The 14,769-nt window shown below is 65.3% G+C and carries 17 protein-coding genes and 1 tRNA gene; 8 read left to right on the top strand and 10 right to left on the bottom strand.

Translation table 11 applies throughout. The features are described from left to right. Positions 1–37 precede the first annotated feature (37 nt). Both YU3_RS0115085 and YU3_RS0115080 read left to right on the top strand, forming a co-directional pair. Entirely contained in the window at positions 38–421 is a 384-nt protein-coding gene (locus YU3_RS0115085; protein WP_027167040.1) for a hypothetical protein, read from the top strand. 117 nt (positions 422–538) lie between these two features. After that, positions 539–1,024 (top strand): hypothetical protein, encoded by a 486-nt coding sequence (locus YU3_RS0115080; protein ID WP_027167039.1) that lies wholly within the window; start codon positions 539–541, stop codon positions 1,022–1,024. A 32-nt stretch (positions 1,025–1,056) separates the two neighbouring features. On the opposite strand, the gene YU3_RS0115075 is transcribed toward YU3_RS0115080, so the two are convergent. From YU3_RS0115075 to YU3_RS0115055, 5 genes are read right to left on the bottom strand one after another with little or no spacing between them, the layout of a single operon-like run. Continuing rightward, on the bottom strand, positions 1,057–1,362 hold the full coding sequence (locus YU3_RS0115075; protein WP_027167038.1) for an urease subunit beta: 306 nt from the start codon (positions 1,360–1,362) through the stop codon (positions 1,057–1,059). 7 nt (positions 1,363–1,369) lie between these two features. Continuing rightward, entirely contained in the window at positions 1,370–1,963 is a 594-nt protein-coding gene (locus tag YU3_RS0115070; RefSeq protein WP_027167037.1) for a HupE/UreJ family protein, read from the bottom strand. 26 nt (positions 1,964–1,989) lie between these two features. After that, a complete protein-coding gene (locus YU3_RS0115065; protein ID WP_027167036.1) occupies positions 1,990–2,244 on the bottom strand; it encodes a DUF1272 domain-containing protein in 255 nt (84 codons plus the stop codon). Positions 2,245–2,249: 5 nt separating this feature from the next. Beyond that, positions 2,250–2,552, bottom strand: coding sequence for an urease subunit gamma (locus tag YU3_RS0115060; protein ID WP_027167035.1), 303 nt, complete (start codon positions 2,550–2,552; stop codon positions 2,250–2,252). A 21-nt stretch (positions 2,553–2,573) separates the two neighbouring features. Then, positions 2,574–3,416 (bottom strand): urease accessory protein UreD, encoded by an 843-nt coding sequence (locus tag YU3_RS0115055; RefSeq protein WP_036258525.1) that lies wholly within the window; start codon positions 3,414–3,416, stop codon positions 2,574–2,576. Positions 3,417–3,672: 256 nt separating this feature from the next. Between YU3_RS0115055 and YU3_RS0115050 the strand changes: the two genes are divergently transcribed. From YU3_RS0115050 to YU3_RS0115040, 3 genes are all read left to right on the top strand, one after another. Further along, positions 3,673–3,927: an acyl carrier protein gene (locus YU3_RS0115050; RefSeq protein ID WP_027167033.1), complete on the top strand. Its 255-nt coding sequence runs from the start codon at positions 3,673–3,675 to the stop codon at positions 3,925–3,927. Between the two features lie 4 nt (positions 3,928–3,931). After that, the gene (locus tag YU3_RS0115045; protein WP_027167032.1) at positions 3,932–5,140 is read left to right on the top strand and encodes a beta-ketoacyl-[acyl-carrier-protein] synthase family protein; all 1,209 of its coding nucleotides are present in this window, start codon (positions 3,932–3,934) and stop codon (positions 5,138–5,140) included. 187 nt (positions 5,141–5,327) lie between these two features. Continuing rightward, on the top strand, positions 5,328–6,032 hold the full coding sequence (locus tag YU3_RS0115040) for a glutathione S-transferase N-terminal domain-containing protein (protein ID WP_027167031.1): 705 nt from the start codon (positions 5,328–5,330) through the stop codon (positions 6,030–6,032). An 84-nt stretch (positions 6,033–6,116) separates the two neighbouring features. On the opposite strand, the gene YU3_RS0115035 is transcribed toward YU3_RS0115040, so the two are convergent. From YU3_RS0115035 to YU3_RS0115015, 4 genes are all read right to left on the bottom strand, one after another. Then, positions 6,117–6,443 carry a hypothetical protein gene (locus YU3_RS0115035; RefSeq protein ID WP_027167030.1) on the bottom strand — a complete coding sequence of 109 codons (327 nt, stop codon included), beginning with the start codon at positions 6,441–6,443 and terminating at the stop codon, positions 6,117–6,119. 190 nt (positions 6,444–6,633) lie between these two features. Next, entirely contained in the window at positions 6,634–7,245 is a 612-nt protein-coding gene (locus YU3_RS0115030; protein WP_027167029.1) for a nucleoside triphosphate hydrolase, read from the bottom strand. A 383-nt stretch (positions 7,246–7,628) separates the two neighbouring features. Then, the gene (locus tag YU3_RS0115020) at positions 7,629–8,735 is read right to left on the bottom strand and encodes a hypothetical protein (protein WP_027167027.1); all 1,107 of its coding nucleotides are present in this window, start codon (positions 8,733–8,735) and stop codon (positions 7,629–7,631) included. Between the two features lie 119 nt (positions 8,736–8,854). Continuing rightward, positions 8,855–10,555, bottom strand: a complete 1,701-nt coding sequence (locus tag YU3_RS0115015; protein ID WP_027167026.1) for a chemotaxis protein — start codon at positions 10,553–10,555, stop codon at positions 8,855–8,857. A 619-nt stretch (positions 10,556–11,174) separates the two neighbouring features. Here YU3_RS0115015 and YU3_RS36570 point away from each other — a divergent pair. Then, entirely contained in the window at positions 11,175–12,194 is a 1,020-nt protein-coding gene (locus tag YU3_RS36570; RefSeq protein ID WP_051333950.1) for a D-alanyl-D-alanine carboxypeptidase family protein, read from the top strand. A 201-nt stretch (positions 12,195–12,395) separates the two neighbouring features. Here YU3_RS36570 and YU3_RS0115005 read toward each other — a convergent pair whose 3' ends face one another. Beyond that, positions 12,396–12,845, bottom strand: coding sequence for a universal stress protein (locus tag YU3_RS0115005; protein ID WP_027167025.1), 450 nt, complete (start codon positions 12,843–12,845; stop codon positions 12,396–12,398). Positions 12,846–13,565: 720 nt separating this feature from the next. Here YU3_RS0115005 and YU3_RS0115000 point away from each other — a divergent pair. Both YU3_RS0115000 and YU3_RS0114995 read left to right on the top strand, forming a co-directional pair. Continuing rightward, on the top strand, positions 13,566–14,477 hold the full coding sequence (locus YU3_RS0115000) for a DUF1003 domain-containing protein (protein WP_027167024.1): 912 nt from the start codon (positions 13,566–13,568) through the stop codon (positions 14,475–14,477). Positions 14,478–14,672: 195 nt separating this feature from the next. Further along, positions 14,673–14,749 (top strand) — tRNA-Arg (locus YU3_RS0114995). Positions 14,750–14,769 lie beyond the last annotated feature (20 nt).

Genomic DNA, 14,769 nt, shown 5'->3' with positions numbered 1-14,769 from the left:
GGGCGGCATCACTCCCAAGCCGATGGAAGGAATATCCATGCGCACAGCGATACTTGTCGCCGCAGCCGCTACCCTGATGATGGCGGGGGCGGCGAGCGCTCAGCAGCAGCCAACGCCGCAGCCCAATCCGGCGCCGGCGGCACCCGCGCAGCCCGCGCCGAAGTCCCAGACTGCCGCGCCGGCAATCCAGAGCGTCAACGTCGTCGATATCACCGAACTGCCGAAGGATACGCAGACCCAGGTCAACCAGATCGTGGCGCAACGCGGCGATGCAGGCCTGCAGACGTTGCGCAAGTCCATCGACGCGACACCCAAGGTGAAATCCGCGCTCGAGGCCAAGGGCGTGACTTCGGCGCAGGTGATCGCCGCCAGCATGCAGCCCAATGGCGCGCTGACACTGATCACCAAGAAGGCAAGCTGATTGCCCGCCAAGGCGGGCCGCCTTGCGGTCCGCCGGCCAGCTTTTGAAGGGAACCTCCGGCCAAGCCGGGTCGTTTTGCTGTTTTCGCCCCGCCACAAATTCAGCCAGGAGCGAGTGATGGCGAATGCCCCGCGTCTTGCAAGATGGAGTTCTGTGGTTGCCGTCACGCTTTTCACGGCCGCGCCTCATGCCGCGTCCGCTGCGCAGCCGCTGAACAACGACAGGCCGGACGCGGCAATCGTCGATTCCGACATCCGTCAGGAGGAGACGCTCGCCAGGACGGAAGCCGGAAAGGTGATCACGGCCATCGACCGCACCCGCGAGAATATCGGCACGGTGCGCAAGACCACCAAGCTCGACACGGTCGACATCGTGTTCCTGACCGATGCGGCGCGCAGCGAAGGCGGGCCGCCGCCGGCCATCGAGAACAAGGTGAAGCAGCATCAGGACGATGTGGCCGAACTGCGCCAGGAGATCGAGGCGAACGCCTTGCTCTTCAACGCGATCGATTCGCGGCGCGTGATGGCCGAGGACGTGCTTGCGGTGGAGTTCGACAATCCCGGCAAGATCGTCATCTACGCCGCCGCCAAGCCCCCGAAGTGATTTGAGCGCCCAAGACCTCATCTTGCCGGACGTCACAGCTTGCCCATCACCTTCTGCTGGAAGCCATAGACCTCGCGCTTGCCGCCCAGCGGCACCAGCGTGACATCGCGCTCCTGCCCCGGCTCGAAGCGCGTGGCGGTGCCGGCAGCGATATCGAGCCGCATGCCGCGCGCGCGTTCGCGGTCGAATTTCAGGCCCTCATTGGCCTCGAAGAAGTGATAGTGGCTGCCGACCTGGATCGGACGATCGCCGCTGTTGGCGACCTTGAGCGTGACGGTCGGCCGGCCCTTGTTGAGCTCGATCTCGCCTTTGGCCGCAATGACTTCGCCGGGGATCATCGCGCCCTCACAAAACGCCGAAGGCCAGGCCGACGCCGACCGCCGCGCAGGCGGCACCGGCGGCGCGCGCCAGGCTGCGGAAGCGTGGGCCAAGCGCGAGGGCGGCTGCGATGCCCGCAGCATGGAGCAGCGCCGTCGCAACGGCAAAGCCCGCCATATATTCGAGACCGCCGGCAATTTCCGGCACTTCGGTGCCGTGGGCGTGGCCGTGGAACAGCGCGAACAAGCCGATGACAGCGGCACCGGCGGAGACCGGCAGGTCGATCGCCAGCGCCACCAGCAGGCCGAGCGCCACGACGGATGCGAGGATGCCCGGCTCGACGAAAGGCACCGGCACATGCAGCATGCCGAGCGCGCCACCGACCAGCATCACGCCGACGAAGGCGAGCGGCCATGCCCAGACCGCCTTGCCGCCCTTCATCGCCGCCCACAGGCCGACGGCGACCATGACCGTCATATGGTCGAGCCCGGACAGCGGATGCGCGAAACCGGCCGCGAAGGAAGAGGTCGTGCCTATGCCGACATGGGCTTCGGCCGGCATCGCCGCGGCCAGCGACAAGATGACGGCGAGCGTACTGCGTTTCGTCGAAGCGGAGATCATCTTTCTGCCCTTTCCAATTGACCCGGTTAAGCGGCCTTGCGCGGACCGCAGCCTTCGGCCTTGAGCACGCGCCTGGTCGATGGCGGATATTTCGTCAGCTCGGCTGCCGGACGGATCGGCCGCGGCGCAAAATTGCCGCCGCAATTCGGACAGGCGCCGCCCAGCACATTGTCCACGCAGTCGGCGCAGAAGGTGCATTCGAAGGTGCAGATCAGCGCATCGGTCGCCTCCGGCGGCAGATCCTTGTCGCAGCATTCGCAATTGGGCCTGAGCTCCAGCATCGGTCTCACCTTATGGGTTCGTGCACGGTCACCAGCTTGGTGCCGTCAGGAAACGTCGCTTCGACCTGGACGTCGTGGATCATCTCGGCGATGCCGTCCATGACCTGGGCGCGGGTGATGACATGCGCTCCCGCCTCCATCAGTTCGGCGACCGGGCGGCCGTCGCGCGCGCCTTCGACGACGAAGTCGGTGATCAAGGCGATGGCCTCCGGATGGTTGAGCTTAACGCCACGCTCCAACCGCTTGCGCGCCACGATCGCCGCCATGGCGATGAGCAGCTTGTCTTTTTCACGCGGCGTCAGGTTCATGCAATGTCCCGGCAATCGAAATCAGAGTGACCACAATTTAGGCAGGCCCGCCCGCCCATTGAGCAGTTCGACGAGCGGAACCAGCCGCTTGCGGAGCTGGTAGCCATCGCCGGCACAGAGCCTCGCAAGAAGCTTGCCAGATCGGCCGACGCTCCAGAAACTGGCGCCGCCCCAATCACCGACGACGGGGGCGCTGTCAACGGGGCCGCCGATGATGGCGCGGGCCGGCTCAAGCAGGCTTTCCGCTTGCGGCGAAACGAGCAGCAATGTGGCGACGGCAAGCGCGCCGCCGGTCGCCGCCGGCCGCCGAAGCATCGCGGCGATATCCGGGCCGACGCGGAAATCCTCCGCATGGATCAGCGCGCCGCCCTGGCGGACCCGCCAGCGGTCATGGAAACTGCCTTGAACCGTCCGCTCGCCCATCGCGAGCCGGCCGAACAGCGTGGCTTCGAGCACCAGGGCCTCGGCATCCTCGGCGAGATCGACATCCAGCGTGCGGGCGAAGGCGGCACGATCGAAGACGATGGTTTCCTGCGGCAGCCAGGCGATGCGGCCGCCCGGACCGACCCGCAGGCCGACGCTTGTCTCGGCCCTGTCGGCGGCGGCGCGATAGACCTTCTCGCAGGCCTGGGTGGTGATGGAGGCGGAGGCGTCGGCGCCAACCTCGATCGTCCAGCCGAGGCGGTCGCCACCGGTCAGGCCGCCGGCGGTGTTGATCAGCACCGCCTCGAGGGGATCGCCTTGCACCGCCGGCAGCCGGATCTTGGCCGATCCGTCCTGGTAAAGCCGCCGCAGGCGCGTGCGGTCATCGCTCTTGCCGCACAAAAGCCTGCCTAGCCCGGCAACACGTTGCGCGGCGGGCATGGGAGCGGCGGCCAAAGGAGGGGCGGGCAGGGATGGCAAAATGTTCTCGATCATGTCCACGACCCCAGGTTAAGCACTCCTGCGGCTTTGTCGATATATCGCTTGTTGCTTGACATCGTTTCGGTTTCTATAGAGGGAAGCCACGCTGGAGCGGTCGCGCGGTGCCTGGCGAGGGAAGGCAACGGCGTTTGTTGGGATCCGGGGACCAAAAAGGGCGCTGATCAGTTGGCGTCGGGAACGACAGGGAAGGAACCGAATGGCTGACCAGCTGACGACCGAGATCATCGAAAAGATCAAAGCGCATGCCGACACGGGCGGTGAGGAAATCACCACCAGCACCGATCTCAGCACGCTCGGCATCCATTCGCTGGAGCTGACCGAGATCATCTTCGATCTCGAGGAAAAGTACGGCATCGAGATCGAGATGAACACGGTCGACGCCTGGAGCAATCTCAAGAACGTCGGCGACATGGTCGAGGCGGTTCGCGAACTGATCGCGAAAAAAGCCTGACCGCATGCAAAAGCGCGTCGTCATCACCGGCGTTGGCGGGATTTGCGGGCTCGGCAACGACGTGCCGGCGATGTGGGACGCCATGCGCGCCGGCCGCTCAGCCATCGGCCCGATCGACAATCCGTCGCTGCATGACCTCAAGGTCAAGGTCGGCTGCGAGATCAAGCAGCTGCCGGACCACGGCATCGACCGCAAGCAGGTCGTGTCGATGGACCGCTTCAGCTTGCTGGCGGTGATCGCGGCGCGGGAAGCCATGCAGCAGGCGGGCCTGGTTGCGCATGCCGACAACACCTACCGGATGGGCGCAATCGTCGGCATCGGCGTCGCGGGCTTCGAGACCATCGAGGAGAATTACCGCGCGATCCTGATCGAGGGACGCAGCCGCGCCGCCATCTTCACCGTGCCGAAAGTGATGCCGGGCGCGGCCGCCGGCCAGGTCAGCATGAATCTCGGGCTGCGCGGCCCCGTTTTCGGCGCCACTTCGGCCTGCTCGTCGGCCAACCATGCGATTTCCACGGCGGTCGACCAGATCCGGCTCGGCCGCGCCGATGTCATGCTTGCCGGCGGCACCGAGGCGCCGCTGGTGTGGGGCGTGCTCAAGGGCTGGGAGGCGCTCAGGGTGCTTTCGCCCGATACGTGCCGGCCGTTCTCGGCCGACCGCCAGGGCCTTTCGCTCGGCGAAGGCGCCGGTATGGCGGTGCTCGAAAGCTACGATCACGCGATGGCGCGCGGCGCCACCATCTTGGCCGAGATTGCCGGCATCGGGCTTTCGGCCGACGCCTCCGACATCGTCGCGCCGACCGTCGAGGGACCGGAAGCGGCCATGCGTTTTTGCCTGGCGGATGCCGGGCTCAATCCGGAAGATGTCGATTACCTCAACGCGCACGGCACCGGCACCAAGGCCAACGATCAGATCGAGACAGCGGCGATCAAGCGGGTTTTCGGCGAACATGCCGCTTCGCTTTCGGTGTCCTCGACCAAGTCGATGCATGCGCATTGCCTCGGTGCTTCCGGCGGGCTGGAGATGATCGCCTGCGTCATGGCGATACGCGACGGCATCGTGCCGCCGACCGCCAACTACCGCGAGCCCGATCCGGAATGCGACCTCGACGTGACACCGAACGTGGCGCGCGAGCGCAAGGTGCGCGCCGCGCTCAGCAACAGCTTTGCCTTCGGCGGAACCAATGCGGTGCTGGCCTTCAAGGCGGTCTGATCGCAAAGCAATTCCAGGAAAAGCGTGGAGCGGTTTTCCGTTTGGAATTGCGTCCGGGTAAACCGCCCCGGTTGACTGTGTGCACGGCAAGCCGGCTGCCGGTGTATTGATCCAGGCCGGCGAGGGTCCTAATTCTTCCTCACCCGCCATGAGCGCCGCCCGGCGCCGATCCGCATCCGGAGTTCCGATGACCGACCTGTCCGCCTTTCCGATCGCCAAGCGCTGGCCGGCCAAGCACCCCGACCGTCTGCAGCTTTATTCCGCCACGACGCCCAATGGCGTGAAGGCGTCGATCGCGCTGGAGGAGATCGGCCTGCCCTATGAGCCGCATTACATCGATATCGGCAAGAACGAGAGCTGGACGCCGGAATTCCTGTCGCTCAATCCGAACGGCAAGATACCGGCGATCATCGACCCGGACGGTCCGGGCGGCGAGCCGATCGGCCTGTTCGAATCCGGCGCCATCCTGCTCTACCTGGCCGACAAGACCGACAAGCTCATTCCCGCCGATCCGGCACGGCGCTACGAGACGATCCAATGGGTGTTCTTCCAGATGGCGGCGATCGGCCCGATCTTCGGGCAGGTCGGCTTCTTCCACAAATTCGCCGGACGCGAAATCGCCGACAAGCGGCCGCTGGAGCGCTACCGCGACGAGTCGCGGCGGTTGATCGGCGTCCTGGAAACGCGCCTCAAGGGCCGCAAGTGGATCATGGATGACGACTACACCATCGCCGATGTGTCGATGCTGGGCTGGGTGCGCAACCTGATCGGCTTCTACGAGGCGCGCGAACTGGTCGGCTTCGACGATTTCCCGACCGTTGCCGATTGGCTGGAGCGCGGCCTGGCGCGGCCTGCGGTGAAGAGGGGCCTCACCATCCCGGCGAAGGGTTGAACGCAATTCCAGCCAAAGTGTGCGGTGGCCGGGCCTGGTGACTTCGCCGTAGCCTTCCGTCGGATTGTGTAAGCTCTAAACCGCTTATTTCGCCTTGGCCTTGGCGCCACCGCGGCCGAACATGGAGGCCGCGAGCCGCGCGGTGGCGACGACCGCTCCTGTCGCAACGCTTGCCGCGGTGCGGATCGGTCCCGACTTCTTTGCCGCCGGCTTGGGGTGCGTCGCGCTCTTGGCCGCAACCTTGTGAGCCGCGCCAGGCGTCACTTTCTTCGGTGCCGCCTTGCCGAAAGCCGGCTTGGCATCTTTCGAACGCTCGGCGATCGCCGGGCCGGCGGTGGCCTTGGCCTGCGTCGCCCTGGACTGGGCGGCCCGGTTTTTCTTGGGCGCGGGTTTTCTGCTGTTGGTTGCCATCTGACGGCTCCTGCAATGTTCTTTTCGCAACTCCGGACGGAAGCGGTTGCACGCTTTCCTGGAATTGCTCCGGCGCCGGACAATTCGGAATGGCGTCATAACGGCCTGGAAACCTTAAAGTTCCAGCCGGAAAATATCGAAAATTGAGCAGGTTAACCAATCACCAGGGTCGTTGACCAATGGCCCGTCATTAACCAATGACCATGTCCGCCGGCCGGCGCCGTGCCAGCACCCGCTCGATGTTGGGCATGTCATTGGATGCGATCCAGGCGAGCGCGTCCTCATCGGACTTGCCATGGCCGCGCCAGCGCTCCATCAGCCGGCGCTCGAGTTCATTGCGCGGCACGTCGACAAAGATGGTGAAATCGAACAACGGCGCCAGCCGCGACCACGGTTCCTCGTCGAGCAGCAGGTAATTGCCCTCGACCAGGATGAATTTGGTGTCGGCGGAAACGATCTCGGCCGCCGCGCGCGACAGTTCGATGTCGCGATCGAACACCGGGATGGCGATATCGGGCTCGCCGGAGCGGATGCGCTTCAACAGCGTCTCGAAACCGGCAAAATCGAACGTTTCGGGCGCGCCCTTGCGGGGACGCAGGCCGCGGCGGTTGAGAATGATGTCGTCATAATGAAAGCCGTCCATCGGCACGATTTCGGATGTGCCTTCCGGCAGCAATTCATGCAACCTGCCCGATATGGTCGACTTGCCGGCTCCCGGCGGGCCGGCAATGGCAACGACGAACCGCTTGGCTTTGCCGGCGCGCTTGAAAATGGCGGCAGTGATATGGGCTAGGTCGGACATCGGCGGCTTCCCGGTGGCAATCTCGGGTGTATTTTGGCGACTGTCGGCGGAAATTTCAAACCTGGACGGCGAGCTAGCAGTCGCATGCCGCCGCAGCGGCGCAGAAATCCGAAATGCTGGCGGGACAGCACCCCCCTCTGTCCTGCCGGACATCTCCCCCGCAAGGGGGGGAGATTGGATGTTGCGCGGCTTTCGCCAATTATCGACGTCGAAGAAGAAGAGCGCAGCGTCCAAGCTGCCAATCTCCTCCCTTGCGGGGGAGATGGCCGGCAGGCCAGAGGGGGGTGTGACGGAACGCGGCGCCACAGTAACTTCCTTCATCATCCCACCCTTGGAGCTCCGCCCTGGAATGACGAACTCCTCAGGCGTCTTGGCCTGAACCCTCACGCCGGAACCGAACGCCCGATGCGCAGGAACTCGCCGTCGAAGGGGACGTCCTTCGCGGCGGCGCCGGCGCTGAGGATGCGCATCCGGTCGCGGTGGGTTTCGACGCTTGCCGGCGGTTCGGCCTGGGCCAACGGAACCGCGCCAATGACATGGCGGAACGAGACCGACCGCCCCTCGCCCAGCGTGAAGGCCGTGGCGACACCTTCATGCTTCAGCCAGTTGTCGCCGAGCGAAGCGGCGTGGCCGATTGCGGCGCGGCCGTCCTCGATGCCGAGCACGCCGAGATGGCGGCCGCTCCACGGCGCGTAATCGCGGCCGCCATTGCTGAACCAAAGCATGGTGACCGGTAGCTCGGCCGGGTTCTTCAGCACCAGCACCAGGTCCTGTTCGGCGCGGCGGGCGATCGCCGTCCAGCCCGGGCCGCCATGATCGGCCTCGATCAGGGTGATGAAGTCCTCGCGCTTGTCCTCCATGCGGTAGTCGGTGAGGTCGGTGATGCCGCCGGCGGCGAGCGGGAACTGAGCAAGGTCGGTGGCGCGGGCGGGATAAGCCAGCATGAAGCGGCCGCGCGCCGGATCGGGCTCCAGCGGCGTAGCGGGCGTCACCGCCACGCGCTTTCGTGAGAAGGCAAGCCGGCCACCGCCTTGCATCCCCGTCATCGGATGATGGGCGACGGAGATGGCGCCGGAGCCGCCGGAAAAGATGTGCTCCTGGTAGAGGAAGGGGTGGCCGTCGCGCAGCGTGAAGACCTTGTCGACAGCCGCACCCATCACCTTGCGGCGCAGCCGGAAGACGGCGCGCCAGCCGTCAGCGATGGCACCGCGCTCGACGATGTCCCATTCGCTGTTCGCCGGCCAGCCATGCAGGGGCGCCGCCTCGACGTCGCTGGCTGAAAACGGCGCGCAGAGGAAGTCGCCGGACAGGCGCACCGTGCCTTCGGACAGGTTTTCCGGCAGCGACTCGCGCGGCGAGCCAACCCAGGGCGCGCGGTGCAGCGGCTGCAGGATGCGGCCTTCGGCCTCGACCTGCATGGCGGCGACATGGCCGACGGCGAGATCGAGCGAAACGGAGATGCCCTTTGCGCCGATCGTGACCGTGTCCATGAATGCCCTCCCCCCGAATCTTTCAAGGCCAGCAAAGCCTGCCTGATGTTGGGTATGCAAGCAGGGCGATCGGCATTTTGCATCAGCTCCACCTCCCCCTTGTGGGGAGGGTCGGAGCGCTACTGCCTTTTATATTCCCTGACCGGCGACTTGGTGCCGTCGGTATAGGTCACCTGCACCGCCATCGACTTCACCTCGTCCTTCACCTTGAAGTAGGGCTGGTAGTCGGCGGGGATGGCGTAGGGGTCCTTGGCGTCGCAGGGCGGCATCTTGATCTCCTTGTCGAGCGCGGTGCCGTTCAGGCTGTAGTGAACCTCTCTGATGGCGCAGCGGAAGGAGAGCATCTGGGTGAAATAGACCAGGCCGCGATTGCCGCCGGCGTCGAAGGCGATCCACGAGGTCCAGAACTGGTCGAGGATCTGCTTGTTGCCCTCCTGCAGGGCGGAATCCGGATCGAAACGGATGTCGAACGGGCCGGTCTCGCGGCCCCTTGTGTCGAGATATTTGATGCCGATCGAGGTGGCCGCGGTGCTGTCGGGCAATTCGAAGCTCGGATTGGGCATCGGCTTGCCGGTGCGCTGGTCGTTCAAGGCAAGCAGGCCGGTGTCGGTGAACGGGCCAGAGTCGCCGAGCCGCCAGGAAATCGCCGTCGCCGGCTCGGGCAGCGAGATCGTCATCGACCAGCCGGCATTCGAGCGCGTCGGCGTCAAGGTCGGGGCAAAGCGCGACGGGTCGAGCACGTCGCCGATCGCGGCCAGCCGGCTGCGGCTGCGGTCGAGCCAATCGGCCAGTTGGGTCTGGTCGACGAAATATTTGAGCAGGCCGCCATCCTTCTCATAGGAAACGAATTTGGTCAGCGCCTCAGCCTCGCTGCGCTTGTCGGCGAGCGTCTGGCTGCCGAGGCGATCCTCGGAAAATTCCTGCGCCAGGAGGAAGTAAGCCGGCGCGTAATCCGAATTGGCCGCGATGAAGGCGTTGAGCTTGTCGAGCCGCTGGGCATCGTCGAACTGCAAGAGATGGACGAGCTTGATCGACGGCGCCTTGGCCTTTTCGGTGAGCTGGCCGAACACTTCGCGGGCGCCGGCCTTGCCGTCCTGGACCCTAAGCAGCGTGGCAAAGCGCGTATAAGGGTCGATGGCGTCGACATCGAAGCCGGCGAAGGCGAGGTAGGAGCGGCGGGCATTGAGCATATCGCCGGCCAGCTCGTAGACGCGGGCATTGTGGTAGAACTCGTCCGGGCGCTTCGGATCGGCGATCGCGCCGCCTTGCGCCGACAGCTGCGCAAAGCCCTTGGCTATTGCGTCGATCGATGCGGCGATCTGCTCGGTCGTCGCCTGCAGCTTCTGCGCCTGCGCGATCTCGTCCGTCGTCTTCGCCACCATGTCGGTGGACGTCTTGACCTGTTCGACGGTCTTTTGGGTTTCGGTGACGGTCTTTTCGATCTTCGCCACCTTCTCGGAGACGATGCCCAGCGACTGCTGCAATTGCGCGACTGCCGGCACCAGCGTGGCGATGACGCCGTTCTGCGAATTCGTCTCCTGCTGGATGCCATAGACGCCGCCGGCGATCGCCGCAGCGCTGGTGGCGAAGATCAGCGCCGGCATGGCTTTGGCGGCCAGCACCAGGCGCAGCACGATGGTGACGGCGATGATGATGGCAGCGATTGCCGCGACCAGCGCGATGTGGGCGGCAAAGGGTCCGAGCGGGTTGAGCACGTCGCCGACCGCGCCGCTGATAAAGGCAAAGCTCGCCGCCCATTTGCCGGTGCGGCTCAGCGACGCCCGCAGCAGCGAGGTCGTACCCGTGGCGATTTCCGACATGCCGATCCCCCCAGAATCCAAGCCGCACGCATCATAGCGGCAAGGGGGTGGGGAAGGCAAAAGCGATGAAATGGCGCGCTGCAACGCTGGCTATTGGCGAAAGCCTGCGCGACATCCGATCTCCCCCCCTGCGGGGGTTTTTACGAAGAGGACCCCCACTCTAACCCTCCCCACAAGGGGGAGGGAACGCTGCCGCATGCCATCCTTTTGGTGTCGAAACGTCGGCGGTTTGCGGAGATCAGCGCCTACCAAGTTCCCCTCCCCCTTGTGGGGAGGGGTTAGGGGTGGGGGTCCTCTTCGTAAAAACTCATATGCGATCGTCCTGCCCTTGCGGGGGAGATGTCCGGCAGGACAGAGGGGGTGTGAAGGATCGCGGCACTGCAGCATGAGCGACATTCAGTCAGGGCGTCGTCTAGGGACATGGCGGCTACGCCGGCGGGACAGCACCCCCCTCTGCCCTGCCGGGCATCTCCCCCGCAAGGGGGGAGATTGGCAGCGTCGCCGGCAGCGCTAACCCACAAAACCTGGGCAAATGCCTTGATGTCGCCGTTAACCGGTTGGACGCAGCCTATGCGTTACGTTAGCTTCGCCGCATCTCAGCAACAGCTTTAGAACAGTCTTGCCCCATCCCTTTGCGCTCCTCCGAAAACTGATCGCCGCGCTCGCGGTTTTGCTCCTGGTCGCCGGCTGCACCACAGCCGCGCCGCCCGAAAGCGTGCTGAGCGTGCCGGCGCAGCCGCAGAAATACGCGGCGATCGTGGTCGATGCCTCGACCGGCAAGACGCTGTTCGAGGTCAATTCGACGGCGCAGCGCTATCCGGCTTCGCTGACCAAGATGATGACGCTCTACATGCTGTTCGAAGCGCTGGACAGCGGCCGCGTCACCAAGCAGACGCTGATCCCGGTTTCCGACCACGCCGCCTCGCAGCCGCCGACGAAGCTGCGTTTCCGGCGCGGCGAGACGATCGACGTCGATTCCGCCATCCGCGCCATGGTGGTGAAGTCGGCGAACGACGTGGCGGTGGCGGTGGGCGAATATCTGGGCGGCGGCAGCGAGGACCAGTTCGCCGCCATGATGACCGCCAAGGCGCGCCAGCTCGGCATGACCAGCACAAGCTTCCGCAACGCCTGCGGCCTGCCCGACGACGGCCAGGTGACGAGCGCGCGCGACATGGCGGTGCTGGGTCTGGCGCTCGAGCACCGCTTCCCGCAGCATTTCCACTATTTCTCCGAAAGCGACTTCATGTTCCGCGGCCGGCTGGTGCGCGGCCATAACGACATGCTGGGACGCGTGCGCGGCGTCGACGGCATCAAGACCGGTTATATCCGCGCCTCCGGCTACAACATCGTCACCTCCTACAATGCCGACGGACGGCACCTGATCGTGGTGGTGATGGGCGCCGTCAGCGCGCGCCAGCGCAACGACCATGTCGAGGCGCTGATCCAGCGGAGTTTGGGGCCGGTGAGCGCCGATGCCCAGCCGCGGCTGATGTACGCCCAGCAGCCGCAGGCCGCCTCGCCGCTTCCGGGCCTGCCGGCGCCTGGGTCGCCCGCGTCGGGACTGCCCGGCCTGCCGGCGTCCGATTTCCCGTCGCCGGACCTGGCCTCGCCGAGTTCGCCGCTGCTGCCGGCGCAGTAGGCGGGTCGCGGGGGGTTCGTATCCTTAGCGTTGCGCCGACCTGCTTGTCGGATCGCTCCAGGGCGCGTTGAGATTCAGGTCAGGCCGAGTCGAGAACGATGGTTTCCGAGAACCGGAGCGGAGCGTACTTGAAGTACGTGAGCACCGGAAGCGCAGGAAAGCTTCGTTCGCAGACCGGCCTCACCTGAATATCAATGTGCCCTATCGAACCACCAGCACCGGGATCTGTGTCAGCGACACCACTTCCGCCGTCTGGCTGCCGAGCACCAGGCGGCCGATGCCGCGGCGGCCATGCGAGGCCATGACGATCAGGTCGCTGCCTTCCGCGCCGGCGACCTCGAGGATCGCTTCGGCGGGCGCCTTGTTCTCGACATGGATGCCCTTGGAGCCTACGCCCTTCGCATCGGCCTCGGCCTTGCATTTGTCGAGCACCTCGCGGCCATATTTGCGCGCGCTTTCCTCGTAATTGGTGAGCTCGTCGGCGGCGACATAACCGGCCATGGCGCCGCCCCAGGCCAACGTCGGGAACGGCTCGGAAACGGTGACGAAGGTGACGGCGGCGCCGAGGCCCTTGGCCAGTTCCAGCCCGTGGGCGACGCCCTTGCCGGCGAGTTCCGAGCCATCGGTGGCGATCAGGATTTTCTTGTACATGGTGGCGATCCCTCTTTTTGCGGGACGACGCGCGCCCCTGGTGGCGGGAGCCTGGTCAAGCGCTGCGAGCGATCAGGCCTGATCCCGATATAATTTCCCTATCGGGCCAACCACAGGGGTCGGCTTGATATGGATCAAGGCCAGCCGGGACGGATGATTGCTCCAGCAGTTGGGCGAGAAACCGCCGACGGCGCTCCCCGTGTCGGCTTCGCCGAGCCACCTCTCCCCCGCTTTGCGCAGGACGATCGCACATGAGTTTTAAGAAGAGGACCCCCACCCTAACCCTCCCCACAAGGGGGAGGGAACGCTGCCGCATGCCATTCTTTTGGTGTCGAAACCTCTGCGGTTTGCGGGGATCAGCGCCTACCAAGTCTCCCTCCCCCTTGTGGGGAGGGGTTAGGGGTGGGGGTCCTCTTCGTAAAAACTCATATGCGATCGTCCCGCCGCTTTGCGGGGCGAGGAACCCAAGCCTGCGAAGGCGCGGCCACGGCGATTAGCCTTTCCTCTCCCTCGCGGAGCGGGGGAGAGGTGGCTTGGCGAAGCCGAGACGGAGTGGGGGGCGGCGCTGCCCAATGCCATTGCACGCGCATCGCGCGGCGCCCCGCTCGCTCCCCCAGCCAATCACAAGAACTTGTTCCGTCACACGACATTCACACTCACCATGGATATGCCGCCGGCTTGGCGTATCGTATCGCAAAGCCTGGAACAGGAGCACTGAGCATGGCCGGCGACCCCAAGGCGCAGAAGCAGGCAGACAACGAGAACGACGTCGCCGGCGAGTATCTCGAGGCGGAGACCGTGGCGGAGGACGCGCACGACGCGTTGGACGAGATCCTCGAAGCGCCGGAAGTGCCGGATTCCGAGCCGCATATCCCCGGCCGGATCAAGCCGAAGAAGAAACCCTCGGCGATATCGGGGCGAAAATTCCGCAAGCGCGACCTGGTGCGCATCGACGATTTGCGGCCGAGCCTCGCCGACCGCATCCGCTCCGACCATCCCGACCTGCCGCGCGGCGCCCGCATCAGCCGCGAGGAGCTTGGCCGCTACCGCATGCGCTACATGGAGGAATTGCTGCAGCAGGAGCACGGCGAATTCTCCGAGCTCGACCGCCAGGTGGTGGAATCGATCGCGAGACAAGACACGATCTCGGAGAACTCGGAAGAGGAGTTCGAGGAGCACCGCTCCTTCGCCGACCGCGTCTCCGACAATATGGCCGAGTTCGGCGGCAGCTGGTGGTTCCTGATCTCGTTCGGCGGCGTGCTGCTGGTCTGGATCGGCATCAACCTGATCGCCGGCCTTGGGCACGCCTTCGACCCCTACCCGTTCATCCTGCTCAACCTCCTGCTCTCCTGCATCGCCGCCATCCAGGCGCCGGTGATCATGATGAGCCAGAAGCGCCAGGAAGCCAAAGACCGGCTGCGCTCCTTCAACGACTACCGGGTGAACCTGAAGGCCGAGCTGGAAGTGCGCCACCTGCACGAAAAGCTCGACTATCTGATCTCGCGCCAATGGCAGCGCCTGGCCGAAATGCAGCAGATGCAGCTCGATGCCATGCACGAACTGGCCGGCGCGAAGAAGCAGAAGCGGGTTACAGGCACGGTGAGGCGGAAGACGGCGAAGGCGGAGGGATGAGAAGCCTGGGTTCCTCGCCCCCGCGATGGGGGTCCGAAGGACGAGCGAGACCGGCGGCTCGCCCCGGGATGGTGGCTCGGCGAAGCCGAGACGGAGAGGGGGAGCGCCGCATAATCGCCAATTGCCCCGTTGAAGCCCGGTGCGGCTTCCGCTAAGAAGCCGTGGCTGGCCGGCTCACCGGCCGGTTCCCGGGAAGCACCCGTAGCTCAGCTGGATAGAGCGCTGCCCTCCGAAGGCAGAGGTCACAGGTTCGAATCCTGTCGGGTGCGCCAATAACTCTACCAAGCCGACT

This window comes from Mesorhizobium sp. WSM3224 (genome assembly GCF_000427725.1).
Classification (GTDB): domain Bacteria; phylum Pseudomonadota; class Alphaproteobacteria; order Rhizobiales; family Rhizobiaceae; genus Mesorhizobium.
The sequence above is the reverse complement of the archived record's forward strand: the minus strand, read 5'-3'. Positions and strand labels throughout refer to the sequence as shown.